Origin of the sequence: Sphaerisporangium sp. NBC_01403 (genome assembly GCF_045040145.1) — a bacterium.
GTDB classification, from domain to species: domain Bacteria; phylum Actinomycetota; class Actinomycetes; order Streptosporangiales; family Streptosporangiaceae; genus Sphaerisporangium; species Sphaerisporangium viridialbum.
The window spans coordinates 5,002,399-5,024,817 of sequence record NZ_CP109534.1 but is presented as its reverse complement, the minus strand read 5'-3'; the positions used below and the strand labels follow the sequence as shown (position 1 = coordinate 5,024,817).

General features: G+C 71.8%; 22 protein-coding genes. 10 read left to right on the top strand and 12 right to left on the bottom strand.

All coding sequences use genetic code 11. The features are described from left to right. Positions 1 to 70: 70 nt before the first annotated feature. The 8 genes from lipA to OG589_RS22545 all read right to left on the bottom strand — a co-directional run bounded on the left by lipA (position 71) and on the right by OG589_RS22545 (position 8,524). Positions 71 to 1,000, bottom strand: coding sequence for a lipoyl synthase (gene lipA / locus OG589_RS22580; RefSeq protein WP_405139202.1), 930 nt, complete (start codon positions 998 to 1,000; stop codon positions 71 to 73). Between the two features lie 75 nt (positions 1,001 to 1,075). Beyond that, positions 1,076 to 1,774 (bottom strand): lipoyl(octanoyl) transferase LipB, encoded by a 699-nt coding sequence (gene lipB / locus OG589_RS22575; RefSeq protein WP_405152097.1) that lies wholly within the window; start codon positions 1,772 to 1,774, stop codon positions 1,076 to 1,078. 56 nt (positions 1,775 to 1,830) lie between these two features. Continuing rightward, entirely contained in the window at positions 1,831 to 2,568 is a 738-nt protein-coding gene (locus OG589_RS22570) for a Type 1 glutamine amidotransferase-like domain-containing protein (RefSeq protein ID WP_405139200.1), read from the bottom strand. Between the two features lie 97 nt (positions 2,569 to 2,665). Beyond that, positions 2,666 to 3,595, bottom strand: coding sequence for a TIGR01777 family oxidoreductase (locus OG589_RS22565; RefSeq protein WP_405139199.1), 930 nt, complete (start codon positions 3,593 to 3,595; stop codon positions 2,666 to 2,668). Positions 3,596 to 3,599: 4 nt separating this feature from the next. Next, entirely contained in the window at positions 3,600 to 3,764 is a 165-nt protein-coding gene (locus tag OG589_RS22560) for a hypothetical protein (protein ID WP_405139197.1), read from the bottom strand. Between the two features lie 165 nt (positions 3,765 to 3,929). Next, entirely contained in the window at positions 3,930 to 5,408 is a 1,479-nt protein-coding gene (sucB, locus tag OG589_RS22555) for a 2-oxoglutarate dehydrogenase, E2 component, dihydrolipoamide succinyltransferase (RefSeq protein ID WP_405139195.1), read from the bottom strand. Between the two features lie 30 nt (positions 5,409 to 5,438). Next, entirely contained in the window at positions 5,439 to 6,818 is a 1,380-nt protein-coding gene (gene lpdA, locus OG589_RS22550; protein ID WP_405151935.1) for a dihydrolipoyl dehydrogenase, read from the bottom strand. Between the two features lie 167 nt (positions 6,819 to 6,985). Next, positions 6,986 to 8,524, bottom strand: a complete 1,539-nt coding sequence (locus tag OG589_RS22545) for a leucyl aminopeptidase (protein WP_405151934.1) — start codon at positions 8,522 to 8,524, stop codon at positions 6,986 to 6,988. A 109-nt stretch (positions 8,525 to 8,633) separates the two neighbouring features. Between OG589_RS22545 and OG589_RS22540 the strand changes: the two genes are divergently transcribed. Together OG589_RS22540 and OG589_RS22535 are read left to right on the top strand one after the other, a co-directional pair. Further along, on the top strand, positions 8,634 to 8,981 hold the full coding sequence (locus tag OG589_RS22540) for a GntR family transcriptional regulator (protein WP_405151933.1): 348 nt from the start codon (positions 8,634 to 8,636) through the stop codon (positions 8,979 to 8,981). Further along, positions 8,978 to 9,961: a DUF1648 domain-containing protein gene (locus OG589_RS22535; RefSeq protein WP_405151932.1), complete on the top strand. Its 984-nt coding sequence runs from the start codon at positions 8,978 to 8,980 to the stop codon at positions 9,959 to 9,961. The genes OG589_RS22540 and OG589_RS22535 overlap by 4 nt, the downstream gene beginning before the upstream one ends. 19 nt (positions 9,962 to 9,980) lie before the next feature. Here OG589_RS22535 and OG589_RS22530 read toward each other — a convergent pair whose 3' ends face one another. Continuing rightward, entirely contained in the window at positions 9,981 to 10,751 is a 771-nt protein-coding gene (locus OG589_RS22530) for an adenosylcobinamide-GDP ribazoletransferase (RefSeq protein ID WP_405151931.1), read from the bottom strand. Position 10,752: 1 nt separating this feature from the next. Beyond that, on the bottom strand, positions 10,753 to 11,856 hold the full coding sequence (locus OG589_RS22525; RefSeq protein ID WP_405151930.1) for a bifunctional adenosylcobinamide kinase/adenosylcobinamide-phosphate guanylyltransferase: 1,104 nt from the start codon (positions 11,854 to 11,856) through the stop codon (positions 10,753 to 10,755). Between the two features lie 260 nt (positions 11,857 to 12,116). Between OG589_RS22525 and OG589_RS22520 the strand changes: the two genes are divergently transcribed. Continuing rightward, positions 12,117 to 12,323 carry a hypothetical protein gene (locus tag OG589_RS22520; protein WP_405151929.1) on the top strand — a complete coding sequence of 69 codons (207 nt, stop codon included), beginning with the start codon at positions 12,117 to 12,119 and terminating at the stop codon, positions 12,321 to 12,323. A 111-nt stretch (positions 12,324 to 12,434) separates the two neighbouring features. Here the strand turns inward: OG589_RS22520 and OG589_RS22515 are convergent, their stop codons facing one another. Further along, complete coding sequence (locus OG589_RS22515; protein WP_405151928.1) at positions 12,435 to 13,433, bottom strand: aldo/keto reductase family protein; 999 nt, start codon at positions 13,431 to 13,433, stop codon at positions 12,435 to 12,437. A 56-nt stretch (positions 13,434 to 13,489) separates the two neighbouring features. On the opposite strand from OG589_RS22515, the gene OG589_RS22510 reads away from it, so the two are divergent. Further along, entirely contained in the window at positions 13,490 to 14,629 is a 1,140-nt protein-coding gene (locus OG589_RS22510; protein ID WP_405151927.1) for a hypothetical protein, read from the top strand. 4 nt (positions 14,630 to 14,633) lie between these two features. Here the strand turns inward: OG589_RS22510 and OG589_RS22505 are convergent, their stop codons facing one another. Further along, positions 14,634 to 15,185 carry a DUF3043 domain-containing protein gene (locus OG589_RS22505; RefSeq protein ID WP_405151926.1) on the bottom strand — a complete coding sequence of 184 codons (552 nt, stop codon included), beginning with the start codon at positions 15,183 to 15,185 and terminating at the stop codon, positions 14,634 to 14,636. 304 nt (positions 15,186 to 15,489) lie between these two features. Here OG589_RS22505 and OG589_RS22500 point away from each other — a divergent pair, with 304 nt between their 5' ends. The 6 genes from OG589_RS22500 to OG589_RS22475 all read left to right on the top strand — a co-directional run bounded on the left by OG589_RS22500 (position 15,490) and on the right by OG589_RS22475 (position 22,398). Beyond that, positions 15,490 to 16,311: a PspA/IM30 family protein gene (locus tag OG589_RS22500; RefSeq protein ID WP_405151925.1), complete on the top strand. Its 822-nt coding sequence runs from the start codon at positions 15,490 to 15,492 to the stop codon at positions 16,309 to 16,311. Beyond that, complete coding sequence (locus tag OG589_RS22495; RefSeq protein ID WP_358549423.1) at positions 16,308 to 16,586, top strand: PspA-associated protein PspAA; 279 nt, start codon at positions 16,308 to 16,310, stop codon at positions 16,584 to 16,586. The genes OG589_RS22500 and OG589_RS22495 overlap by 4 nt, the downstream gene beginning before the upstream one ends. A gap of 9 nt (positions 16,587 to 16,595) precedes the next feature. Beyond that, the gene (htpX, locus tag OG589_RS22490; protein ID WP_405151924.1) at positions 16,596 to 17,504 is read left to right on the top strand and encodes a zinc metalloprotease HtpX; all 909 of its coding nucleotides are present in this window, start codon (positions 16,596 to 16,598) and stop codon (positions 17,502 to 17,504) included. 4 nt (positions 17,505 to 17,508) lie between these two features. Then, entirely contained in the window at positions 17,509 to 18,069 is a 561-nt protein-coding gene (locus tag OG589_RS22485) for a hypothetical protein (protein WP_405151923.1), read from the top strand. A 153-nt stretch (positions 18,070 to 18,222) separates the two neighbouring features. Further along, positions 18,223 to 20,055: a phosphatidylglycerol lysyltransferase domain-containing protein gene (locus tag OG589_RS22480; protein ID WP_405151922.1), complete on the top strand. Its 1,833-nt coding sequence runs from the start codon at positions 18,223 to 18,225 to the stop codon at positions 20,053 to 20,055. A 120-nt stretch (positions 20,056 to 20,175) separates the two neighbouring features. Beyond that, a complete protein-coding gene (locus tag OG589_RS22475) occupies positions 20,176 to 22,398 on the top strand; it encodes a protein kinase domain-containing protein (RefSeq protein WP_405151921.1) in 2,223 nt (740 codons plus the stop codon). Positions 22,399 to 22,419: the final 21 nt, after the last annotated feature.

The window sequence follows — 22,419 nt, the reverse complement described above, 5'->3', positions numbered from 1 at the left end:
CGCTCCCGTAGAGGGGGAATCAGGCGCGGCCCCGCGAGGGACGCGCGCCTGATCGATCAGGGCGACCGGCTCAGGCCGTCTGACGCGCCTCGACGGCCTGCCGGTAGAGACGGCCTGCGCGGTAGGAGGACCGGACCAGCGGGCCGGACATGACCCCCGCGAAGCCGATCTCCTCGGCGACCTGCTGGAGCTCGACGAACTCCTCGGGCTTGACCCAGCGGTCGACGGGGTGGTGGCGCGGCGTCGGGCGGAGATACTGCGTGATGGTCAGCAGGTCGCACCCGGCGGCGTGCAGGTCGCGCATCGCCTGGACGATCTCCTCGCGCTCCTCGCCCATGCCGAGGATGAGGTTGGACTTGGTGACCAGCCCCGCCTCCCGCGCCATCGTGATGACCTGGAGGGAGCGGTCGTAGCGGAAGGCCGGGCGGATGCGCTTGAAGATGCGCGGCACGGTCTCGATGTTGTGCGCGAAGACCTCGGGACGGCTGGAGAAGACCTCTTCGAGCTGGTCGCGGTGGCCGTTGAAGTCGGGCACCAGCAGCTCGACGCCGCACCCGGGCACCATGGCGTGGATCTGCCGCGCGGTCTCGGCGTACAGCCAGGAGCCGCCGTCGGGCAGGTCGTCACGGGCGACGCCGGTGACGGTGGCGTAGTGCAGGCCCATCTGCACCACGGACTCGGCGACCCTGCGCGGCTCGTCCCTGTCGTACTCGGCGGGCTTGCCGGTGTCGATCTGGCAGAAGTCGCAGCGGCGCGTGCACTGGTCACCGCCGATGAGGAAGGTGGCCTCGCGGTCCTCCCAGCACTCGGAGATGTTGGGACAGCCGGCCTCCTGGCACACCGTGTGCAGGCCCGCGCCCTTCACGAGCGATTTGATCTCGTTGAAGTTCGGCCCGTTCCTGAGCCGGGTCTTGATCCACGGGGGCTTGCGCTCAATGGGGGTCTGGCTGTTGCGCACCTCCAGGCGGAGGAGCTTACGGCCTTCAGGAGCAACGGTCACGCGCTCAAGCTTACGTCTCCTCGCCCGCTGACCGGGCGCGGGGTCCTCCGAGGTGGGGACGGCCTGACCGGCCGGTCACATGCGGCCGGACAGGAGGTCCTCCTCCTGGACGTCGAGGCCTTCGGCGCCGAGCGCCTCGGCCAGCCGCTTCTCGGCGAAGGGGAGGACCTCGTCGACCGTGATGCGCCGCCCGGTCTCGGCCGACAGCGACGTCACCCCCGCGTCGCTGATGCCGCACGGGATGATGCGGTTGAACCAGCTCGGGTCGTTGGCGCAGTTGAGCGCGTAGCCGTGCATCGTCACGCCACGGGCCACCCGGATGCCGATCGCGCCCAGCTTGCGGTCGGGCAGGCCGCTGGCGGGATCGCCGGCGACCCAGACGCCGCTGCGGCCCGCGACGCGGCCCGCCACCACGCCGAAGTCGGCGCACACCTGGATCAGCGACTCCTCCAGCAGGCGGACGTACGCGATGACGTCGAGCGCCTCGGTCAGCCTGACGATGGGATAGCCCACGAGCTGGCCGGGACCGTGCCAAGTGATCTTCCCGCCCCGGTCGACGTCGATGACGGGGGTGCCGTCGACGGGGCGCTCCTCGGCACTCGTGCGCTTGCCCGCGGTGTAGACCGGGGCGTGCTCCAGCATGAGGCACGTGTCGGGGATCACACCCGCGACCCGGCGGGCGTGGACCTCACGCTGGAGCTCCCACGCCTGCTCGTAGGGGACGTCGACTCCGAGGCGGACGAGCGCGAGCCTGCCAGCCCCGCCGCCCGCGATGCTTTCCTGGTTGGCCTGGTCGGCGCGCTCACTCACGGGGCCAGCCTAACGCGAGGTCACGTGGTGAGCAGGCGAGGTTCGACGCGGAACTCCTTCACCCGGCCCTCGTCGTCACGCTCGATCTTGTAGGCGTAGCCCTTGGGGTCGACCGTGACGGCCTGGATGAACTCGCGGCCGACGTAGTGCAGGGCCACGCCCTCGTCGGCGGCGTACCCCTCGGGGAGTTCGCCCGAGGCGATCGACTCGTGCAGCAGGGCGCGGCGCTGCGGGTCGGAGTTGTAGTGCACCCCGCAGGAGTAGGGCAGCAGGCCGAGGCCCTCGGACCACGGGCGCAGGGTGGGGCCGAAGGAGTCTGTGTTGCCGCCGACGTGCCAGCACAGCGCCCCGGCGCTCTGCCCCGACAGCACCACGCCGGACCGCCAGGCCTCCTCGAAGGCCTCGTCCAGGCCGTGCAGCCGCCACAGGGCCGCCAGGTTGGCGACGCTCCCCCCGCTGACGTAGATGACGTCCTGCTCCAGGATCCACTCCCGGGGATCCTCGACATTGGGCATCGGGAACACCGTGAGATGGCTCACCTCGACGTCCCATGTTCGGAACGAGCCGTACATCTTCAGCAGCCAGTCGGCGTCGTCACCGGTCGCGGTGGCGAGCAGCCCGAGCTTCGGCCGGTCCTGGCCGGTCAGGTCGAGCGCGTAACGGAGCAGCGCGGAGGCTTCGAAGAAGCCGTGACGGGGGGTGGGACGGAACGAGCCGCCGCCGATGGCGACAATGTGGGACTGGCCGAGCCTGCTCATGATCTCTCCTGCTGCCTCGTGGGGGTCGAGTACGCCTCGCTCCCAGGACCACAGGGCCGAGTCGCGGCTTCCTCTCCCATTTCACCGGAACGGCCCCCTAGAGTATGGCGGCCAGTGCCTCGTCGAGACGCGGATGCCTGAACCGGTACCCCATCTCCAGCAGGCGGCGTGGCAGCACCCGCTGCCCGATGAGCACTCCCTCGTCCGCCAGGTCGCCCAGCCCGGCCCGCAGGGCGAAGCCCGGCACCGCCACGGGCATGGTCGGGCGCCGCAGGGCACGGCCCAGCGCCTTGGTGAACTCCGCGTTGGTGACCGGCGTGGGAGCCGTGAGGTTCACCGGCCCGGACACCTCGGGCTCGGCCATGATGTGGGTCACCGCGCCGAGCCAGTCGGGCAGCGAGATCCACGAGGTGTACTGCCGGCCGGAGCCCAGCGGAGCGCCGAGGCCCAGCTTGAAGATCGGCAGCATCCTGCCGAGGAAACCGCCCTCGGCGGTGAGCACATGGCCGGTGCGCATCCGTACGACCCGGACGCCGGCCTCCTCGGCGGGCGCGACCTCGGCCTCCCAGGCGAGGACCAGGTCGGCGAGCCACTGCCCGCGCGCGGGCGGGCCGCCCTGGCCGCGCAGGCGCGCCGGAGGCTCCCAGGACTCCTCCACGGGATGCTCGCCGGTGTCACCGTAGACGCCGATGGCCGACCCGGACAGCAGGACGCCGGGCTTGCGCTCCAGCGTGGCGATCGTGGTGGCCAGGGTGCGGGTGCCCTGGACGCGGCTGTCGACGAGCTCGCGCCGGTAGTCGTCGGTCCAGCGCCTGTCGGCGACGCCCGCCCCGGCCAGGTGGACGACGGCCTCGGCCCCTTCCAGCACCGTGGGGTCGAGGAGGCCTTCGCGCGGGTTCCAGAAGGCCTCGTCGGGCTCCTCGGGCGTGCGGCGTACGAGCCTGACGACTGACCGGCCCTCGTCGCGCAGGGCGCGGACCAGGGCCGAACCGAGAAGTCCCGAAGAACCGGTGACGACGACTGCCATGCGATCACCCTACGTCGGCGAACCCCCGCCGCCAGGGCCGGGCCGCGCACCGCGTGTCAGCGACCCCGTCGTACCGGAGCGGCACGGCGACCCCGTCGTACCGGAGCGGCACGGCGGGCCCTTCGTACCGGAGCGGCACGGCGGGCCCTTCGTACCGGAGCGGCACCACGCGCCGGTCGTACCGGAGGGCGGGCGCATGGCGGGCCGCCGTCGGCCGCCCGTATGGCGTGGGCCAACGCAGTACGGCCCCGCGTGCGGCGGGGCCGTGTGCGCGTGTGCGGCCGGGCCCCGCCGCCGCACAGGACGCCGGGCGGGGCCCCGCCGCGAACGCGGGTCAGCTCAGGCCGAGCTGGTTCTCGAACCGGCCGTCCTCCAGGCGACGCTTGATCGTCGTCAGGAAGCGGGCGGCGTCGGCGCCGTCGACCAGGCGGTGGTCGTAGGTCAGCGCGAGGTAGACCATCGAGCGGACCGCGATGACCTCGCCCTCGGGCGTGTCGAGCACCACCGGGCGCTTGACGACCGCGCCGGTGCCGAGGATCGCGACCTGCGGCTGGTTGATGATCGGCGTGTCGAACAGCGCGCCGCGGCTGCCGGTGTTGGTCAGCGTGAACGTGCCGCCGGACAGCTCGTCGGGGCTGACCTTGTTGGTGCGGGTGCGCTCGGCCAGGTCGGCGATCTTGCGGGCGAGGCCGGCCATGTTGAGGTCACCGGCGTCCTTGATGACCGCGGAGGCCAGGCCGCGCTCGGCGTCCACGGCGAACGCCAGGTGCTCGTGGTCGAAGTACGTGACCTCGTTGGTCTCGCTGTTGATCACCGCGTTGAGCTTCGGGTGCTGCTTGAGCGCCTCGACCGTCGCCAGCGCGAAGAACGGCATGAAGCTGAGCTTCACGCCCTCGCGGCGCTGGAAGTCGGCCTTGGCGCGGTCGCGCAGCCGCGCGATCTTGGTGACGTCGACCTCGACCACCGAGGTGAGCTGCGCGGACGACTGCAGCGACTCCATCGTCCTCTTGGCGATGGTCTGCCGCATGCGCGACATCTTCTCGGTGCGGCCGCGCAGCGTGGTGTCGGCCTGGACCGGCTCGGGAGCCGGGGCGGCGGCCTGCGCCGCGGGAGCCGCCTGTGCGGGCTGTGCGGCCTGCGCGGGGGCGGCCTGCGCGGCCTGGGCCTCGGCGGCCTGCGCCTGCGCGGCCTGCTCGCGCTGGACGCGCGCGGCCTCGAGCACGTCCTGCTTGCGGATGCGGCCGCCGACGCCGGTGCCGCTCAGCGAGTCGAGGTCGACGCCGTGCTCGCCCGCGAGCTTGCGGACCAGCGGCGTGACGTACGGGCTCTCGCCGCCGTTGGCGGCGGGCGCGATGGGCGACGGGGCCGCGGTCGCGGGCTGGGCCTGCTGCGGGGCCTGCGGGCGCGCCTGCTGCGGAGCGGGCTGCGGCGCGGGCGGCTGCGGGATCGAGGAGACCGGGGCGGGAGCGGGCTCGGGCGCCTTGGCCTGCTCGGGCTCGGGCTGCGGCTCGGGCTCCGGCTCTGCCTGGGCCTCCGGCTCGGCCTGTGCGGGAGCGGCGGCTCCGCCGGCGGAGCCGTCCTGGTCGATGACGGCGAGCTCGGCGCCGACCTCGACGGTCTCGTCCTCGGCAACGACGATCTTGGTGAGAACGCCCGCGGACGGGGAGGGGATCTCGGTGTCGACCTTGTCGGTGGAGACTTCGAGCAAAGGCTCGTCGGTCTCGACCTGGTCCCCTTCCTTCTTCAACCACCGGGTGACGGTGCCCTCGGTCACGCTCTCGCCGAGCTGGGGCATGGTTACGGAAACCGGCATGGTGTCTTCTCTCGCGTTTCCTGTGAGGGCTTAGTTGTGTACGTGCAGGGGCTTGCCGGCCAGGGCGAGCATCGCCTCGCCGACGGCCTCCGACTGGGTGGGGTGCGCGTGGATGAGCTGGGCCACCTCGGAGGGCAGGGCCTCCCAGTTGTAGATCAGCTGACCCTCGGTGACGAGCTCGCCCATGCGCTTGCCCACCATGTGGACCCCGAGCACCGGGCCGTCCTTCTGAGAAATGATCTTGACGGCGCCCTGGGTGCCGATGATCTGGCTCTTCGGGTTGCCGCCGAGGTCGTAGACCAGCTCGGTGATCTCGTAGCCCCGCTCCTTGGCGACGGCCGACGTGATGCCCACCGAGGCGACCTCGGGGTCGGAGTAGGTGATGCGCGGCACGCCGGCGTAGTCGATCGGGACGGGGGCGAGCCCCGCGATGTGCTCGGCGACGAGGATGCCCTCGGCGAAGCCGGCGTGCGCCAGCTGGAGCGTCGGGATCAGGTCGCCGACCGCGTAGACGCCGGGCACGCTCGTCTGGCAGAACTCGTCGACCACGACGGTGCCGCGCTCGATCGCGATGCCGGTCTCCTCGAAGCCCATGCCGGCGGCGACGGCACCACGGCCGACGGCCACCAGGAGCAGCTCGGCGTCGAAGGTCTTGCCGCCCTCCAGCGTCACGACGACGCCGGTGTCGGTGGTCTTCACGCTCTCGAAGCGCGTGCCCAGCTCGTACTTGATGCCCCGGCGGCGGAAGGCGCGCTCCAGGAGCTTGGAGCTGGACTCCTCCTCCAGCGGGAGCAGGTGGGGGAGGGCCTCGATGATCGTGACCTCGGAGCCGAACGACTTCCAGACGGAGGCGAACTCGACGCCGATGACGCCGCCGCCGAGAACGATCACCGAGGACGGGACGCGGTCGAGCTTCAGCGCGTGGTCGCTGGTGATGACCCGCTCGCCGTCGATGTCGAGGCCGGGAAGGGACTTCGGCACGGAGCCGGTCGCCAGCACGATGCTGTGGCCCTCGACGGCCTGGTCGCCCACGATGACGCGGTTGGGCCCCGCCAGCCGGCCCTCGCCCTCGATGATCGTGACGCCCCTGCTCTTGAGGAGGCCCTGGACGCCCTTCCAGGCGCGGTTCACGATCTTGTCCTTGAAGGCGTGGACGCCGCTCATCTCGATGCCCTCGAAGCGGGCCTTGACGCCCACGCTCGTGGCCTCACGAGTCTCGTCGGCGACCTCGGCCGCGTGCAGAAGCGCCTTTGTGGGGATGCATCCCCTGTGCAGGCACGTGCCGCCGATCTTGTCCTTCTCGATCAGCGCGACGGACTTGCCTAGCTCGGCCGCTCGCAGGGCGCAGGCGTAGCCACCGCTACCGCCGCCCAGGACAACGATGTCGAAGGGGCCGCTGCCATCAGCCACTGGAAAGCTCCTTGTCGGATCGGTGGGCCCTCAGGGCCGGGTCGTAACCGCTCTCACGGGGTGCCCGGCCTGCCCAACAGCATCTTTTCACTTGTCTCGCGTGTATGTGACGCGCTTGGCCGCCGGTCGCGGCCGGAGGCCTCGCGGCCGTTCGCGTCCTGCGCTCATCATGCCTCGCGGCCCGCCTGGTGAAGCTCGGCCAGCGCGATCAGGGTACGAGTGATCATCCCGGTGCCGCCCTTGGGGGTGTACCCGTGCGGCGCCTCCTTGTTGAAGGCCGGCCCCGCGATGTCGACGTGGGCCCAGCGCACGCCCTCGGGGACGAACTCGCGCAGGAAGATGCCGGCGGCCAGCATGCTGCCGGAACGTTCCGGGTTGAGGTTCGCGATGTCGGCGATCGGGGAGTCGAGGCCCTTGCGCAGCTCCTCGGGGAGCGGCATGCCCCAGGCGGCCTCGCCCTGGGCCACGGCCACGTCGACGACCTCCTCGCGCAGCTCGTCGTCGGAGGCCATGACGCCGCAGGTGCGCCACCCGAGCGCGACGATCTGCCCGCCGGTGAGGGTGGCCACGTCGACGATGATGTCGGGGTTGTCCTCGCCGGCGCGGGCGATGCCGTCCACCAGGACCAGCCGGCCCTCGGCGTCGGTGTCGAGCACCTCGACGGTCTTGCCCGCGTAGGTGGTGAGCACGTCGGAGGGGCGCTGGGCGGTGCCGCTCGGCATGTTCTCCGCCAGGCAGAGGTAGCCGACGGCGTTGACCCGCAGGCCCAGCTTGGCGATGGCCAGCAGCGCGCCGAGCACCGCGCCGGCGCCGCCCATGTCGGACTTCATCCACGCCATGGACGCGGAGGGCTTGAGCGACAGGCCGCCGGAGTCGAAGGTGATGCCCTTGCCGACGAATGCCAGGGTGGTGTCGGCCTCGGGGTGGGTGTAGCCCAGGCGCACGAGCCGGGGCGGGTTGCCCGAGCCCTGCCCGACGCCGACGATGCCTCCGTAGCCGCCCTCCTTCAGCGCCACCTCGTCGAGGACCTCGACCGACAGGCCGGCCTTGGTGCCGCCCTCCTCGGCGATCTCCGCGAAGCGGGCGGGCGAGAGGTCGGACGGCGGCGTGTTCACGAGGTCGCGGACGAGCGTGACGGACTCGGCCAGCGTCGCGGCCCGGCTCACGGACACCTCGGCGCCGGGCGCGTCGCTCAGCACGACGATCTCGGCGAGCGGCGGCTTCTCCTCACCGCCGGTGCGGTACCTGGTGAAGTCGTAGGCGCCGAGCAGGCCGCCCAGGGCCACGGCCTCGGCCTGGGCCGGCGTGGCGGCGGGCAGTGCGAGGGCGGCGCGGGCCGTGCCGGCCAGGGAGCGGGTTGCGACACCGGCCGCGCGGCGCAGGACCTCCAGGTCGTACGCGCCGCTCTGCGCGGGAGCGTCTCCGAGGCCCACGGCGACGACCACGGGCGCGGGGCCCGCGCCGAAGGTCGGGATCTTGGCGATCTCGCCGGCCTTGCCGGAGAAGCCGAGCGCGCTCAGCGTCGCGGAGAGCCCGCCGCTGAGCGCGGTGTCGAGGGCTTCCGCACCGGGCGCGGGACGGGGGCCGTCGGAAGAGGCATTGATGCCGACTACGAGGGCGTCGGTTTCCACCGACCCCGAGTCAAAAGCGTTAAGTCGCACTGTCGTCACGTAGGCCGATGCTAGCCGTGCTTGCCCCGTACGCATAAACGAGGGTTCGTCCTACGAATTCCTCACCTGGGTAAACGCCGATGATGCTAGCTGATCTAGCACCATCTCGCCGATTGGTATGAATGGTGCTAATGTAACTAGCATCATGTTACTCACACTCGACCTGAACGATCCGCGGCCGCTCCACGAGCAGGTGGCCGGGGCGGTCAGGCGCGCCGTCGCCTCGGGATCCGTGCTTCCCGGGCAGCGCCTGCCCTCCGCCCGCGAGCTCGCCGGCGCGCTCGGTGTGAACGCCAACACGGTCCTGCGCGCCCTTCGCGACCTGAGGGACGAGGGGGTGCTCGAGTTCCGCCGGGGTCGCGGGGTGTCGGTGCTCCGGCCTCCCGACGGGCGGGAGGTCCTCCTGCGCAGGTCGCGGGAGCTGCTCGAAGAGGCCGACCGGTACGGCTTCCGCCCCGAAGACGTCATAGAGATCATCAAGGAGTTGTCATGAGCCACCGGCCGAGGTTCCTCCTGGTGGCCGGCGCGTGGGTCGCGGCGGTCACCGGTGCGCTGGTCGCCGTCCCCCTCGTGCTGCGCGACCGGCTGCCCGAGCCGCTCGCCACGCACTGGGGCCTCTCGGGGGAGCCGAACGGCGCCATGTCCTTCTGGACGGCGCTCCTGACGCAGGTAGGCACCTGGGCGCTGATCGCCGCCGTCGCGTCGTTCTCGCTCCTTCGCCGGGACGCCGTCCTGCACAGGGCGCGCCGGAGGGCGGCCGGGGCCTTGCTCGGCGGCGGAGGCGGCTTCGTGGCGGCCCTGCAGGGCATGACGCTCGCCGCCAACCTCGACCGCCCCGGCTGGCACGCCGCCGGGCGGCTCGACTGGCAGGTCCTGCTCGCCGTCGGCGCCGCGGTGGCCGGGGGCGCGCTCGGCTGGCTGGCCGCCTCCCCCGGGCCGGACGAGCCGTACGCCCGGGAGCCGGTGGAGCAGCCCAGGATGCGGCTGCGGCCGGGCCAGCGGGTGGTGTGGATGTCCTCGGCGTCGAACCCCGGGGCGGTGGCGCTCGGGGTCGCGGGCCTGGTGGGGGCCCTGGTGCTCGCCCTGTCCAGCCTCACCGTCGGGGTCGGCGGCCTCAGGTTCACGGCCGGCTCGCTCGCCGTCATCGGCGTGATAGGGCTCGCGGTGTCCACGGTCCGGGTCCGGGTGAGCGACCAGGGCGTGGTCATCTCCTTCGGCCCGTTCCGCTGGCCGAGCCGCAAGCTCGCCCTGAGAAGCATCCAGAGCGCGAGGGCCGAGGAGCGTCATCCGCTGCAGGTCGGCGGCTGGGGGCTGCGGGGGCTACCGGGAAGCGCCACGATCATGGTCCGCGGCGGCGAGTGCCTCGTCGTCCGCTACCCCTCCGGGGGCGAGCTCGGGATCACGGTCGACGACGCCGCTCACGGGGCGGCCCTGCTGAACGCCCTCATCGCCGAACGATCGGACGCCGCCTGACCACCCGCTTTCAGGCGGGTCAGGGAGTGGCGGCGCAGATGACCAGGGCGGTGGCGGTGGCCACCTCGACCAGCGCGCCGAGCACGTCGCCGGTGATCCCGCCGAGCCGCCTGGTGGCGTGGGCCCGGAGCGCCCACGCCGCGCCGAGCCCGGCCGCGACCGCCAGGGGATAGGTCACGGGGCCGCCCGTGAGCAGGCCGAGTGCCATGGCCGCCACGACGGTGACGGCCGTGGCGATGATCGCGGTGCTCTGGCGCACCGTCCCGGCCACCATGGCGCCGAGGCCGCCCGGCCGGGCGGAGGGCACGCCCGCCAGGCAGGCCCACGTCAGGGCCAGGCGCCCGGTGACGCAGGCGAGCACGAGCGCGGCCGGCCCGGCCTCGGCCGCGGCGGCGGCCTGGGCGAGCACCGTGAATACCAGCGTCACCACGCCGAACGGCCCGATGTCGGAGCGCTTCATGATCTCAAGCGCCCGGTCGGCCGGCTTCCCGCTGCCGAGGCCGTCGGCCAGGTCGGCGAGGCCGTCCAGGTGCAGGCCGCGGGTCAGCACGGCGAGCGAGCCGAGGGCCAGGGCCGCCGCGAGCAGCGGCGAGACCAGGAACGCGGCGACGGCCATGACGGCCGCCGCCGCGAGGCCGAGCAGCAGCCCGACCAGCGGCGCCAGTGTCATGGCCCAGCCGGCGGTCGTGCGGTCGACGCGCGGCACCCCCGCGGGCCAGATGCTCAGCGTGCCGACGGCGAGGCGCAGCCCCGCGGCCACCGGCTCCTCCGGGACGTCGGTCGCGGCCATGTCAGGCGGAAAGGGGGACGACGCGGCCGGCCACGACGAGGACGGCCTCTTCCGACTCCGCCGCCAGCCGCTGGTTCAGGCGGCCGAGCGCGTCGCGGAACACGCGCCCGCTGGCCGTCGCGGGCACCACGCTGAGGCCGACCTCGTCGCTGACCGCCACCACCTGGGCCCGGGTCTGCCGCCAGGCCGCCACCAGGTCGTCGCAGCGGGCCGCGACGGCGTCCAGCGCCGTGCCGAACCGGCCGGGCTTGCGTCCCCTGGGACGGTCGTGCGCGGGATCCCCCCACGCGCCGCACCCGTCGAACACCGCCGCGAGCCAGGTGCCTATGCCGTCCACGAGCAGCGGGCCCGTCTCCGACCTGAGCAGCGCCTCCAGCTCGGTGGTCTCGATGGTCGTCCAGTACGGCGGGCGGCGCCGCTGGTGGGCGCGCACCCTGGCCAGCCAGTCGGCGTCCCTCCCGCCGGTCGGCCCGGTGGCGACGTAGGTGACGTCGGGCTCGGCCATCAGCCGCATCTCGGCCTCGGTGGACTTGCCCGAGCGGGCGCCCCCGAGCACCAGCGCCCGTCTCGGCGCGAGCGCCCTGGCCGGCGCCGGCCGGCGCGTGTCGAGGATCGTGCCGTCGTCGACCACCTGGGCTCCCCAGTACGCCAGGCGCCGGCCGAGCTCGGCCTCCGAGGGCAGGCGGTGGTCGAGGTGGATCGCGACCACCTGGGTCCGCGCGGTGACGAGCCCGCGCCGCCGCAGGTCGCCCAGGCGCTGAGGGTGGTCGAGAAGGTCGATGAGCACCAGGTCGTAGGCCTCCTCCGCCCAGCTCGGCGAGGGAGACCCGCACTGGTCGCCCGGCGAGACGGCGTGCAGGACCCGGCCGCGGTCGGGGCCGCTCACCGCGTAGCCGTCCGGCGTGACGATCATCCGATAGCCCTTGGGAAGCGTGGCGGGGGGCGCGAGCGGGAGGCCGGCGGGCGGCGAGAGCCGCACCACGTCGTCGAGCACGACGGCGGTCGGCAGCCGGTGGCCGGGGGACAGCCGGCCGCAGGAGGCGCAGCCGCACGCGGGCTCGGGCCACCCATAGGGCCCGGCCGTGCCGGAGAGCAGTACCTTCACTACGCCCTGACCGCGGGGAGGGGCTCGGCCGCCGTCGCGAGTCCGGGTCCGGCGACGGGCGCCGGGAGACGGAACGTGGGCGGCATGAGTCGGCCTCCATCCTCGGTGGGTCTCGCGCTACGGCTCGTCCCGTTGGTTCTCCTGGCCCGTCGGGCCTGTCCCGACGCGCTCACGGCAAGATCTGCGGCACACTCCAGGAGATAGGGTCTGCACAGCCTGTTGAAGGCATTGGGCAAACCCCACGAAAAGGAGCGTATGGCATGACTTGGCGCTGGCGATATGAAAATGCTAATGGTGGTGAGGTTACGGACGGCCCGCTTCCGCGCGAGATCTTTCCAAGTCAGGCCGATGCGGAGTCATGGCTCGGAGAAAACTGGCGAACCCTTCTGGATTCCGGAGTCGAGCAGGTCTCGCTCCTGGAAGACGACAAGGTCGAGTACGGCGGGATGTCGCTGCGTGCCGAGTGAGGGCCGGGCCCCTCGCCTATTCCTGTGGCCTATGTGACGAATGTTGTCAAGTGACCGGGAACGCAAGGGGCCCGTGACGCCTTTACGGTCGCGCCTTTAACGCCACTATCACTACGGCCGGGCCGCCGGGCTCTCGGTCCGGGCGGGGTCCCGCTCCACGACCGGGCCGAGCACGTCGTCGATCCTGGCGATGACGTCGTCGTCGAGCTTCACCCCGGACGCCTTGACGTTGTCGCGCACCTGCTCCGGCCGCGTGGCCCCGACGATGGCCGACGAGACGTTCGGGTTGTGCAGCACCCACGCCACCGCGAGCTGCGCCATCGTCAGCCCGAGGTCGGCCGCGATGGGCTTGAGGTCCTGCACCCGAGTGAGCACGTCATCGCCGAGCATGCGGGTGATGAAGCCCGACCCGGTGGGGTCGGTGGCCCGCGATCCCTGCGGCGGGGGCTGCCCCGGCAGGTACTTCCCGGTGAGCACGCCCTGCGCGATGGGGGACCACACGATCTGCCCGACCCCCTCCTTCTCGCACAGCGGCACGATCTCGGCCTCGATCACGCGCCACAGCATGGAGTACTGGGGCTGGTTGGACACCAGGCGGTCGAAGCCCATCTCGTCGGCGATCCTGAGCGCGTCGGCGATCTGCGAGGCCTTCCACTCGCTGACGCCCACGTAGAGGACCTTGCCCTGGCGCACGAGGTCGTCGAAGGTCTTCAGCGTCTCTTCGAGCGGCGTCTCGTAGTCGTACCGGTGCGCCTGGTAGAGGTCGACGTAGTCGGTCTGCAGGCGGCGCAGCGAGCCGTTGATGCTCTCGGTGATGTGCTTGCGCGACAGGCCCCGGTCGTTCTGCCCGGCGCCGGTCGGCCAGTAGACCTTCGTGAAGATCTCCAGGGACTCGCGGCGGACGCCCTTCAGCGCGCGGCCGAGGACCTCCTCGGCCCGGGTGCCCGCGTAGACGTCGGCGGTGTCGAAGGTGGTGATCCCCTCGTCCAGGGCCGCGCTGACGCACTGCTTGGCGGCGTCCTCCTCGACCTGGGAACCGTGGGTGATCCAGTTGCCGTAGCTGATCTCACTGACTTTGAGACCGCTGCGGCCAAGATGGCGAAATTGCATGCGACCGACACTAGCCGCCGCCTTTCGGTGATCTGATTCGGGATAGTCTGCCCGGCGTGCGGCGGCTGATCACTTCGAGATTCGTACGGCTCGCGCTCGCGGTGACCGCCGCTGGCGCCGTCATCGGTGCGGCGGCGTGGGCCTGGCGGTCCCTGCCGCGGCGTGGCGGCCCGCCCTCGCCGCGAAATCCCGTACGGGACCCTGCGCTCGTGCTTGACGGGGAAGGGCAACCCGGCGCGCAGCCCGAGCGGGCGGAACCCGTCCTCGGCCGTCCCTCGGCGGCGGACCTGAAGCGCTACGACAGGCCGGAGGGCGGAGCCGCCGTCGCCCGGCTCCTGAACGGCGAGTCGATCCGATGGAGGCCGGTGGGCCGTCTGGGCTACCTGGCCGCCGCGCTGTGCGGCGTCGTCATCGCCGGCCAGTTCTTCGAGCAGGCGGTCTTCGGCCCGTCGGATCAAGCGTCGGCGGGCGACGACTTCTGGTCCTGCGGGGTGATCTGCTCGCTGTGGACCGAGGGCCGGACGACGGGCTTTGATCGCCGGTATGCCGATATGGCCGGCGAGGATCCGAGCCAGGGCAACGTCCTGCTGGAGCCGCCGGACCCTGCCTGCACACCGGCCACGCAGGCGGTGGTCCCGCGTCCGGTGGACCCGCGCGTGGCCAAGGCGGTCGATCACCAGTGGCGGCGGATCGAGAAGTGGCTGAAGGCTCACGCGGCCGTCACGTACGGCGAGCTCCGGCCTCCCGCGAGCGCCGGGGTCATCGCGCTCGCGGAGTCGCAGATGGCGGTGCGCCTGCCCGCGAGCCTGCGCGCGTCCCTGCTCCGCCACAACGGCTCCCGCGCCGCCGGCTTCGGGTTCCCCGGCGCGGGCACCACAGGCGTACGGGGCCTGGGCGTGCGGGAGATCCGTGACACCTGGCGCGCGCCGTGCGCAGGAGGCGGTGCCGGAGCCGTGAACGGCCGCAAAATCCTCTTCGCCGGCTTCGAGGGAGGGCCGGGACTGGAGGCCGACCCCGAGCGCGGCGGCGTCGAAGTGCTCAGCGGGGACGGCCTCATGTCCGGCGTGGAGATCGGCTGGTCGTCGTACTACGCGCTGCTCAGGGACACGGCGCGCTCCCTGGAGAGCGGACGCCCGCTGCGGGGCCTGCGGCCGGAGGTGAGCGCGGGCCGGCTGCTCTGGACGCCGGCCCGGTGAGCGGTCACCTCTTGGGCGGGACGGGCTTGCCGCCGGGAAGCAGCATGGGCGGAGGGAAGCGCAGGCGACGGATCTGCATGGCCCGCATGGCGGCGTAGAAGCCGACGCCCTTGAGGCTCTCGTCGGGGAGCCGCTTCGCCGCCTCCTTCTTGACCCGCTGGGCCACGAAGAACGAGCTGCCCGCCACCGCGACGATCATCAGCGGCCACAGGATCGTGATCGCGTAGGAGTAGAGCAGCATGCCGGTCTGGCCGCCGAACATGGGGATCGTCCACAGGACGACCAGCAGGAGCAGCGAGACGGGGAGGAAGTACTGGCTGATGGTGCGCCGGGAGTCGACCCAGTCGCGGGCGAGCTTGCGCGCCGGACCCCGGTCACGGGCGGGCAGGTAGCGCTCCTCGCCCTTCAGCATGCCCTCGCGCGCGCGGACGCGCTCGGCGGCCTGGCGTTCGCGCGCCTGCTTGTAGGCCTCTTTGCGGTTGGTGGGGGCGGTCACCGGCTGGCGGCGGCGGCCTTGGGCCTCGCGGCGCTTGGGGGTAGGGCGACCCTTTCCCATGCTTTTGGCCTGCGTCTCGGAAGACGAGGAGGGGGAGTCATCCACGGGGGCCTGCGTACGACGTCGGAACACGACGTCAGCCTACCGGCGGTGCAACTTAATGACGCCCTCGTGCGTTATGCGTAGGGTGGACCTAGGCGACTTTGCCGCGATAATCGGGGGCTGACGATGAGTGAGCAGCCTATGGAGTTGCGAGTCGGCGCAAGGGAGCATGGATGCCAGCGCAGCGAGCATACGGCCAGCGAGCGTCGCAGCCAGCGGGAGCATAGGCACAGCACTACCAAGAAGGGGACGGCCAACGCGCATGAGCGTGATGAAGAGACTTTCCTTGATCTTCAAGTCCAAGGCCAACAAGGCCTTGGACAAGATGGAAGATCCGCGCGAGACCCTCGACTATTCCTATCAGCGGCAGCTTGAGCTACTGCAGAAGGTTCGCCGGGGCGTGGCCGACGTCGCCACCTCGCGCAAGCGGGTTGAGCTGCAGATCAACCAGATTCAGCAGAAGGCCACCAAGCTGGAGGACCAGGGTCGCAAGGCCCTCAGCGTGGGGCGCGAGGACCTCGCCCGCGAGGCTCTGAGCCGCCGCTCCTCGCTGCAGACCCAGATCGCCGACCTGCAGGTGCAGCACAACAACCTGCAGGGCGAGGAGGAGAAGCTCACCCTCGCGAGCCAGCGCCTCCAGGCCAAGGTCGACTCCTTCCGCCACAAGAAGGAGACCATCAAGGCCACCTACACCGCGGCCGAGGCGCAGACGCGCATCAACGAGGCGTTCTCCGGCATCTCCGAGGAGATGGGCGACGTGGGTCTCGCGATCCAGCGCGCCGAGGACAAGACCGCCCAGATGCAGGCGCGCGCGGGCGCGATCGACGAGCTGCTCGCGAGCGGCGCGCTCGACGACTTCAGCGGCTCGCGTCCCGACGACATCCAGGCCGAGCTCGACCGCATGGGCGGCGGCAGCGACGTGGAGCTGGAGCTCGCCCGCATGAAGGCCGAGCTGGGCCAGGGTCCCGCGCCGCGTGACGCGATCGAGGCCGGCCAGCCGGGTCAGCAGCACGCTCCGCAGGCGGCCCCGCAGCAGCAGTCGCAGCCGACCCAGCAGTACCGTCAGCCGGGGGAGGGCCTGTGATCGTCCGAATCATGGGCGAGGGGCAGTGCGAGATCGCCGAAGGCGACATCGACGTGCTCAACACCCTCGACAGCGAGCTAGAGGCCGCGATCGAGACCGACGACGAGGCCCAGTTCCGGTCGAAGCTCCACGCGCTGCTCGACAAGGTGCGGCAGATCGGCAAGCCGCTGCCCGACGATGCCCTGGAGCCCTCGGAGCTGATTTTGCCCCCGGCCGACGCTTCGATCGACGAAGTCAGGGGCATGCTTGGCGATTCAGGTCTTATACCAGGCTAGTTTGGATATATGACACAAACCCGGTATGCCCCCGACCGGGGTCTCACCGTGCGCATGGTCGTGACCATGTTCCTGCTCGGCTTGCTTTACGTCGTCTTCGTGGGCGTCCTGATCACCTTGGGAGTCCAGGCGATCGTCGTGCTCGTCCTCGCCGGGGGCCTCCTGCTGGTGCAGTACTTCTTCTCCGACAAGATCGCGCTGTTCGCGATGCACGGGAAAGAGGTCTCCCCGCAGGAGGCGCCTGAGCTCCACGGCCTCGTCGACAGGCTGAGCGTCCTGGCCGACTCCCCGAAGCCCCGCGTGGCGATCGCCGACAGCGACGTCCCGAACGCCTTCGCCACCGGCCGCAACCAGAAGAACTCCGTCGTCTGCGTGACCACCGGCCTGCTGCGGCGGCTCGACCCGCTGGAGCTCGAAGGCGTCGTCGCCCACGAGATGTCCCACGTCGCTCACCGCGACGTCGCGGTGATGACCATCGCGTCCTTCCTCGGCATCGTCGCCGGCCTGATGACCCGCTTCGCGCTGTACTCCGGGCTCGGCCGCGACCGGGGCAACAACAACGGCCCCCCGATCGGCCTCATCATCATGCTGGTCTCGCTGGTGGTGTACGCGATCAGCTTCCTGCTCACCCGCGCGCTGTCGCGCTACCGCGAGCTGTCGGCCGACCGGGCCGGCGCCCTGCTCACCCAGCGGCCCAGCGCCCTCGCGAGCGCGCTGGTCAAGGTGACGGGCGAGATGTCCCGCATCCCCACCCGCGACCTGCGCGAGGCGCAGCCGTTCAACGCCTTCTTCTTCGCCCCCGCGCTCTCCAGCCGCAACGGGGCGAGCCTGGCCACTCTGTTCGCCACCCACCCGCCGCTGGAGCGCAGGCTGGAGCAGCTCAGCCTGATCGCCGCCCAGCTCGGCCGGGGGGCCTGAGCGCATGGGGTGGCTGGACGCGCTACTCGGGCGCAGCAAGCCCGCCAAGCCCAATCTGGACACGCTGTTCGCGCTGCCCTCGGCGGCGGTGACGCTCCAGGCGGCGACCGGCTTCGTGCCGACCGGGCTCGGCTCGGTCTGCTTCAGGTCCGCCGAGGGGGGCGCCTTCGCCACCCTGGAGCAGGACATCAAGGCGCTGCTCGGCGACGCCGAGATCGAGCAGTCGCACGACTCCTACGGCTACACCTGGCTGCTCGCCCGCAGGCCGTCCGACGACCTCAGCAGCCTGGTCACCGACCTGCACGGCGTCAACTCCTCGCTGGAGGGGGCGGGCTTCGGGCCGTCGCTGCTGTGCTCGCTGGTGACCTTCAAGGACGCCTCTGACCGGTCCCTGGCCGTCGTCTACCTCTACAAGCAGGGCACGTTCTACCCCTTCGCCCCGCTTCCCGGGCAGCACCGCGACAACGCGCTGGAGCTTCAGGTGCGGGGAGCCCTCGGCGGCGAGCTGCCGATCGAGCCCGACCTGTCCCGGTGGTTTCCCCTGTGGGGAGCCCCCGGACTCTGACGCCGGGGGAGGCTCCCGTCTCCGCCGCGTTCCCCGCCATCCGCCCGTCCCGCAGGCCGTAGGAAGACGATCACGCAGGTCGTTCTCGCCCTTAGGTATGCGAATGGCCGGGTATACCACCCGGAAGATCAGCCATCTCCGGGGGGAAACAGGGTGGCAGTGACCGAGCACGGCCGTGTCAGAGAGGCCGGGGAAGCCGAGGGCGGGGGCCGGTTCCGGGCCGTCGTGCCGAGGGTGATGTCGGTGTGCATGGCGGTGGCCGCCGTGTACTCGGCGGTGATCGCCGTGGTCCCGCCCATGCGGCACCTGCTGAGGCAGGTCACCGGCTTCATCGAGATGGCGGTCTTCCCCGTCGAGCCGAACCTCGGCTACGCGGTGTTCCTCGGGATCCTCGCCGGGGCGCTCGCCCGTCACAAACGGGCGGCCTACTGGGTCCTCATGACCATCTTCGTGCTGCTCGTCCTCGGGAACCTGGCCGTCGTGCTGTCGTCGTCGCTGATGCCCGACCTGGTCGAGGAGTTCGCCCTGACCCGCCAGGTGCTCGCCTCCGAGGTCAACCTCGTGGTGTCGGCCGTCGTCCTCGGGATCCTCGCCGCGGCGCACGACGAGTTCTTCGCCCCCACGCGGCGCGGGTCGTTCAGGAAGGCCCTGGTCACGCTCGGGTCGCTGCTCGCGGTCTCCTTCGCGGTGGGATGCGTCCTGGTGACGATCTTCCCGGGCACCCTGAAGACCCGGCATCACGTGCCCTGGGCCCTGGAGCGGGCGCTCGGCGGGGCGGCGACCCTCGACCTCTACCGCTCCGGGCGCCCCCCGTCCTGGGTGAACTTCGTCATCGGCCTGCTCAGCGCCATCGCCGTCCTGGTCGCGTTCGCCGTGCTGTTCCGCTCCCAGCGGGCCAAGGCGGAGCTGCCTCCGGAGAGCGAGGAGCGGATCAGGGCGCTGGTCGAGGCGTACGGCTCGCGCGACTCGCTCGGTTACTTCACCACCCGCCGCGACCGCGCCGCCATCTTCTCCCCGAGCGGCAAGGCGGCGGTCTCGTACCGCGTGGTGGCGGGGGTCTGCCTGGCCGGGGGAGACCCCATCGGCGACGTGGAGGCCTGGGGGCCCGCGATCCGGGCGTGGATGGACGAGGCCCGCCGTTACGGCTGGGCGCCCGCGGCCATCGGGCCGAGCGAGGCGGCGGCCCACGCGTACGCGCGCGCGGGCCTGCGCGTCCTGGAGCTCGGGGACGAGGCGGTCATCGAGACCGGGTCGTTCAGCCTGGAGGGACGGGACATGCGCGGGGTGCGTCAGGCGGTCAACCGCGTGAAGCGCGCCGGGTTCACCCTGCGGATCCGCAGGCACGCCGACCTCTCCCAGGAGGAGATGCGCCACATCATCGAGCGCGCCGCCGCCTGGCGCGGCACCGAGACCGAGCGGGGGTTCTCGATGGCGCTCGGCCGGCTCGGCGACCCGGCGGACGGCTCCTGCGTCCTGGTCGAGGCCAGGGACGCCGACGGGAAGCTCGCGGCGCTGCTGTCGTTCGTGCCGTGGGGCGACGACGGCCTGTCGCTGGACCTCATGCGGCGCGACCGGGGCTCCGACAACGGGCTGATGGAGTTCATGGTCGCCGGGCTGGTAGCCCAGGCGGGGGAGCTCGGGGTGAAGGAGATCTCGCTCAACTTCGCCATGTTCCGGTCGGTGTTCGAAGGGGGCGCGAGGCTCGGCGCGGGACCCGTGCTGCGCCTGTGGCGGTGCACGCTGGTGTTCTTCTCCCGGTGGTGGCAGCTGGAGTCGCTGTACCGGGCGAACGCCAAGTACCACCCCCGGTGGGTGCCGCGCTTCCTCGCCTTCGACGACACGCGCGACCTGCCCAAGGTGGGGCTCGCCTCGGTGATCGCCGAGGGCTTCCTGGCCGTGCCCAGCCTGTCGACCCTGCTCCGCCGGGGCCTGCGCGGCGGAGGGCCGCGCCCGGCCGCCATCGCCTCTCCCCGCGAGGACGGCTGAGCGCCGCGGGCGGCGCGGATCACGCTACGGGTACGGCTTGGACCCGAAAGCTATGTCTTCCCCACGAGCACGCCACAATGGGTTGAAATAAGTCCATAAGTGGGGGGACGGAGGGGAGCCATGTCGAACCCGGTGCCGTTACGGCCCGGCGACCCGGCACGAGTGGGGGCCTACGAACTCACCGCCCGGCTCGGGGAAGGCGGTCAGGGGGTCGTCTACCTCGGCCGCTCGCCGGCGGGCGTCACCGTCGCCGTCAAGGTGCTCCGCTCCGACCTCGCCCAGAACGAGGAGGCGCTCGCCAGGTTCGTCAGGGAGGTCTCCACCGCCGAACGGGTCGCGACGTTCTGCACGGCGCAGGTGATCGAGACGGGCGTGGCCGGTCAGCGGCCGTTCATCGTCAGCGAGTACATCGACGGACCGACCCTCGACGCGGTCGTCGAGCGCGACGGGCCCCGCCAGGGCGCGGCCCTGCACCGGCTGGCGATCGGCACCGTGACGGCCCTCGTCGCGATCCACCAGGCCGGCATCGTCCACCGCGACTTCAAGCCCTCCAACGTCCTGCTGGGCACGGACGGGCCGCGCGTCATCGACTTCGGCATCGCCAAGGCGCTGGACAAGAGCTCCACGCTCACCTCGATGGTCGTCGGCACGCCCGCGTACATGACCCCGGAGCAGCTCGCCGGCGAGCAGGCGGGCCCGGCGGCCGACCTGTTCGCCTGGGCGGGCACGATGGTCTTCGCCGCCACCGGCGGCGCGCCCTTCGGCACCGACAGCCTCCCCGCGGTGTTCCACCGCATCATGAGCCTCGAACCCGATCTCAGCGCCCTGGACGACCAGCTCAGGGGCATCGTGGCCTCCTGCCTGGCCAAGGACCCGGCCGCGCGGCCCTCGGCGGGCGAGGTGCTCATGCGCCTGCTCGGGCACGACACCGGCGCCACGCCCGCCGCCGCGATCATGGCTGAGGGATCGGCCATGGCGCAGGAGGAGCAGGAGCCCACGCGCAGGTGGCGGGCCGACCCCGCGCGGGGCCAGGCGCAGTTCCAGGCGCCGCCTCCCACGCCCCAGTACCCGGGGCAGGGGTACCCCGCGCGGCCGCTTCCCGGCTGGCAGGAGCCAGGGCCACCACCGCCCCCCGCGTGGGCCGGTGACCGGGTGACGGGACCGGGCGGCGCCGGGCATACCTCGCCCGCCGGCTCCGGCGGGCGCCGCGGGGGCAGGGTGCCCCTGATCACCGCCGCCGTGGTCGCGGGCGCGCTGGTGGTCGGCGGCGGCGGGTACCTGATCGTGCGGTTGGTCACAGACGACCCCGGCGGCGGCTCCCCGAACGTCGCGGCGAGCCTGCCGGCCGGAAGCTCCGGCGAGCCTGTGACGGGGATCTCCTCCCCGGGGTCCACGCCGTCGACGCCGGAGGTGACGGCCTCGGCCGGGGCGACGACCTCGGCCGCGTCGGCGCCGCCCGCCGCGACCCGGATGATCGACCTGCCCGGAAGCTCGATCACGATCCACGAGAGCGACGTCGACCCGATCAAGCTGACGTTCTACAGCCTGGACTACGGCAAGCGGGCCTACGTCAGGGCGACGGGGAAGAACTCCTTCACCAGGACCAAGAAGTACTTCGAGTACACCGTCAGCGACGACGGCCGGCGGGCGGTGGGCACCGACACCCTCTACACCAGGGACAGCTACTCCACGGTGTCCCTCGTCGACCGGGCGAGCGGCAGGTCCACGACGATCAGAATGGCCAAGGCCCCCGTCTACCCGACCCTCCCGCAGTGGTCCCCGGACGGAAGGAAGGTGCTGGTCAGCCTCAACGAGGCGATCGGCGACACCAGCAGGGGGTACGGCTTCGCGATCGTCGACATCGCGACCCGCAAGGCCAAGGTCGTCCACGTGAAGGAGAAGGACGTCGGCCGCTGGAGCTACTTCTGGCGCGGTGACGGCAGGGCCGTCGGCACGTGGGCGCTCAAGGGGAAGACCCAGCGCATCAGGTTCTACGACGCGAACGGGACGGTGCTGTCGACGCTGCTCGACGTCGGCACCCCGCTGACCGTGGAGGGCGACGACGTGTCGCCGTCCGGGACGCAGTTCATCACCACCTGCCCCGGCTCGGGCGACGAGATCTGCGTCTGGACCACGGAGGGCGAGGAGAAGGCCAGGGTGCCCTTCCCGACCGACCGGCTCATCGGCTGGTACGACGACCGGCACATCGCGGGGTGGCGCAAGAAGGGCGAGGACTACGAGGCGGTGGTCTTCGACTTCGAGGGCGACGCGACCCGCGTGCTGGCGACGGCCAAGGCGGGGGAGTACAAGAAACAGTACCTCCGCTACACCAGGGCGACCTGAGATTGGTCAAGTTCCGGCCGT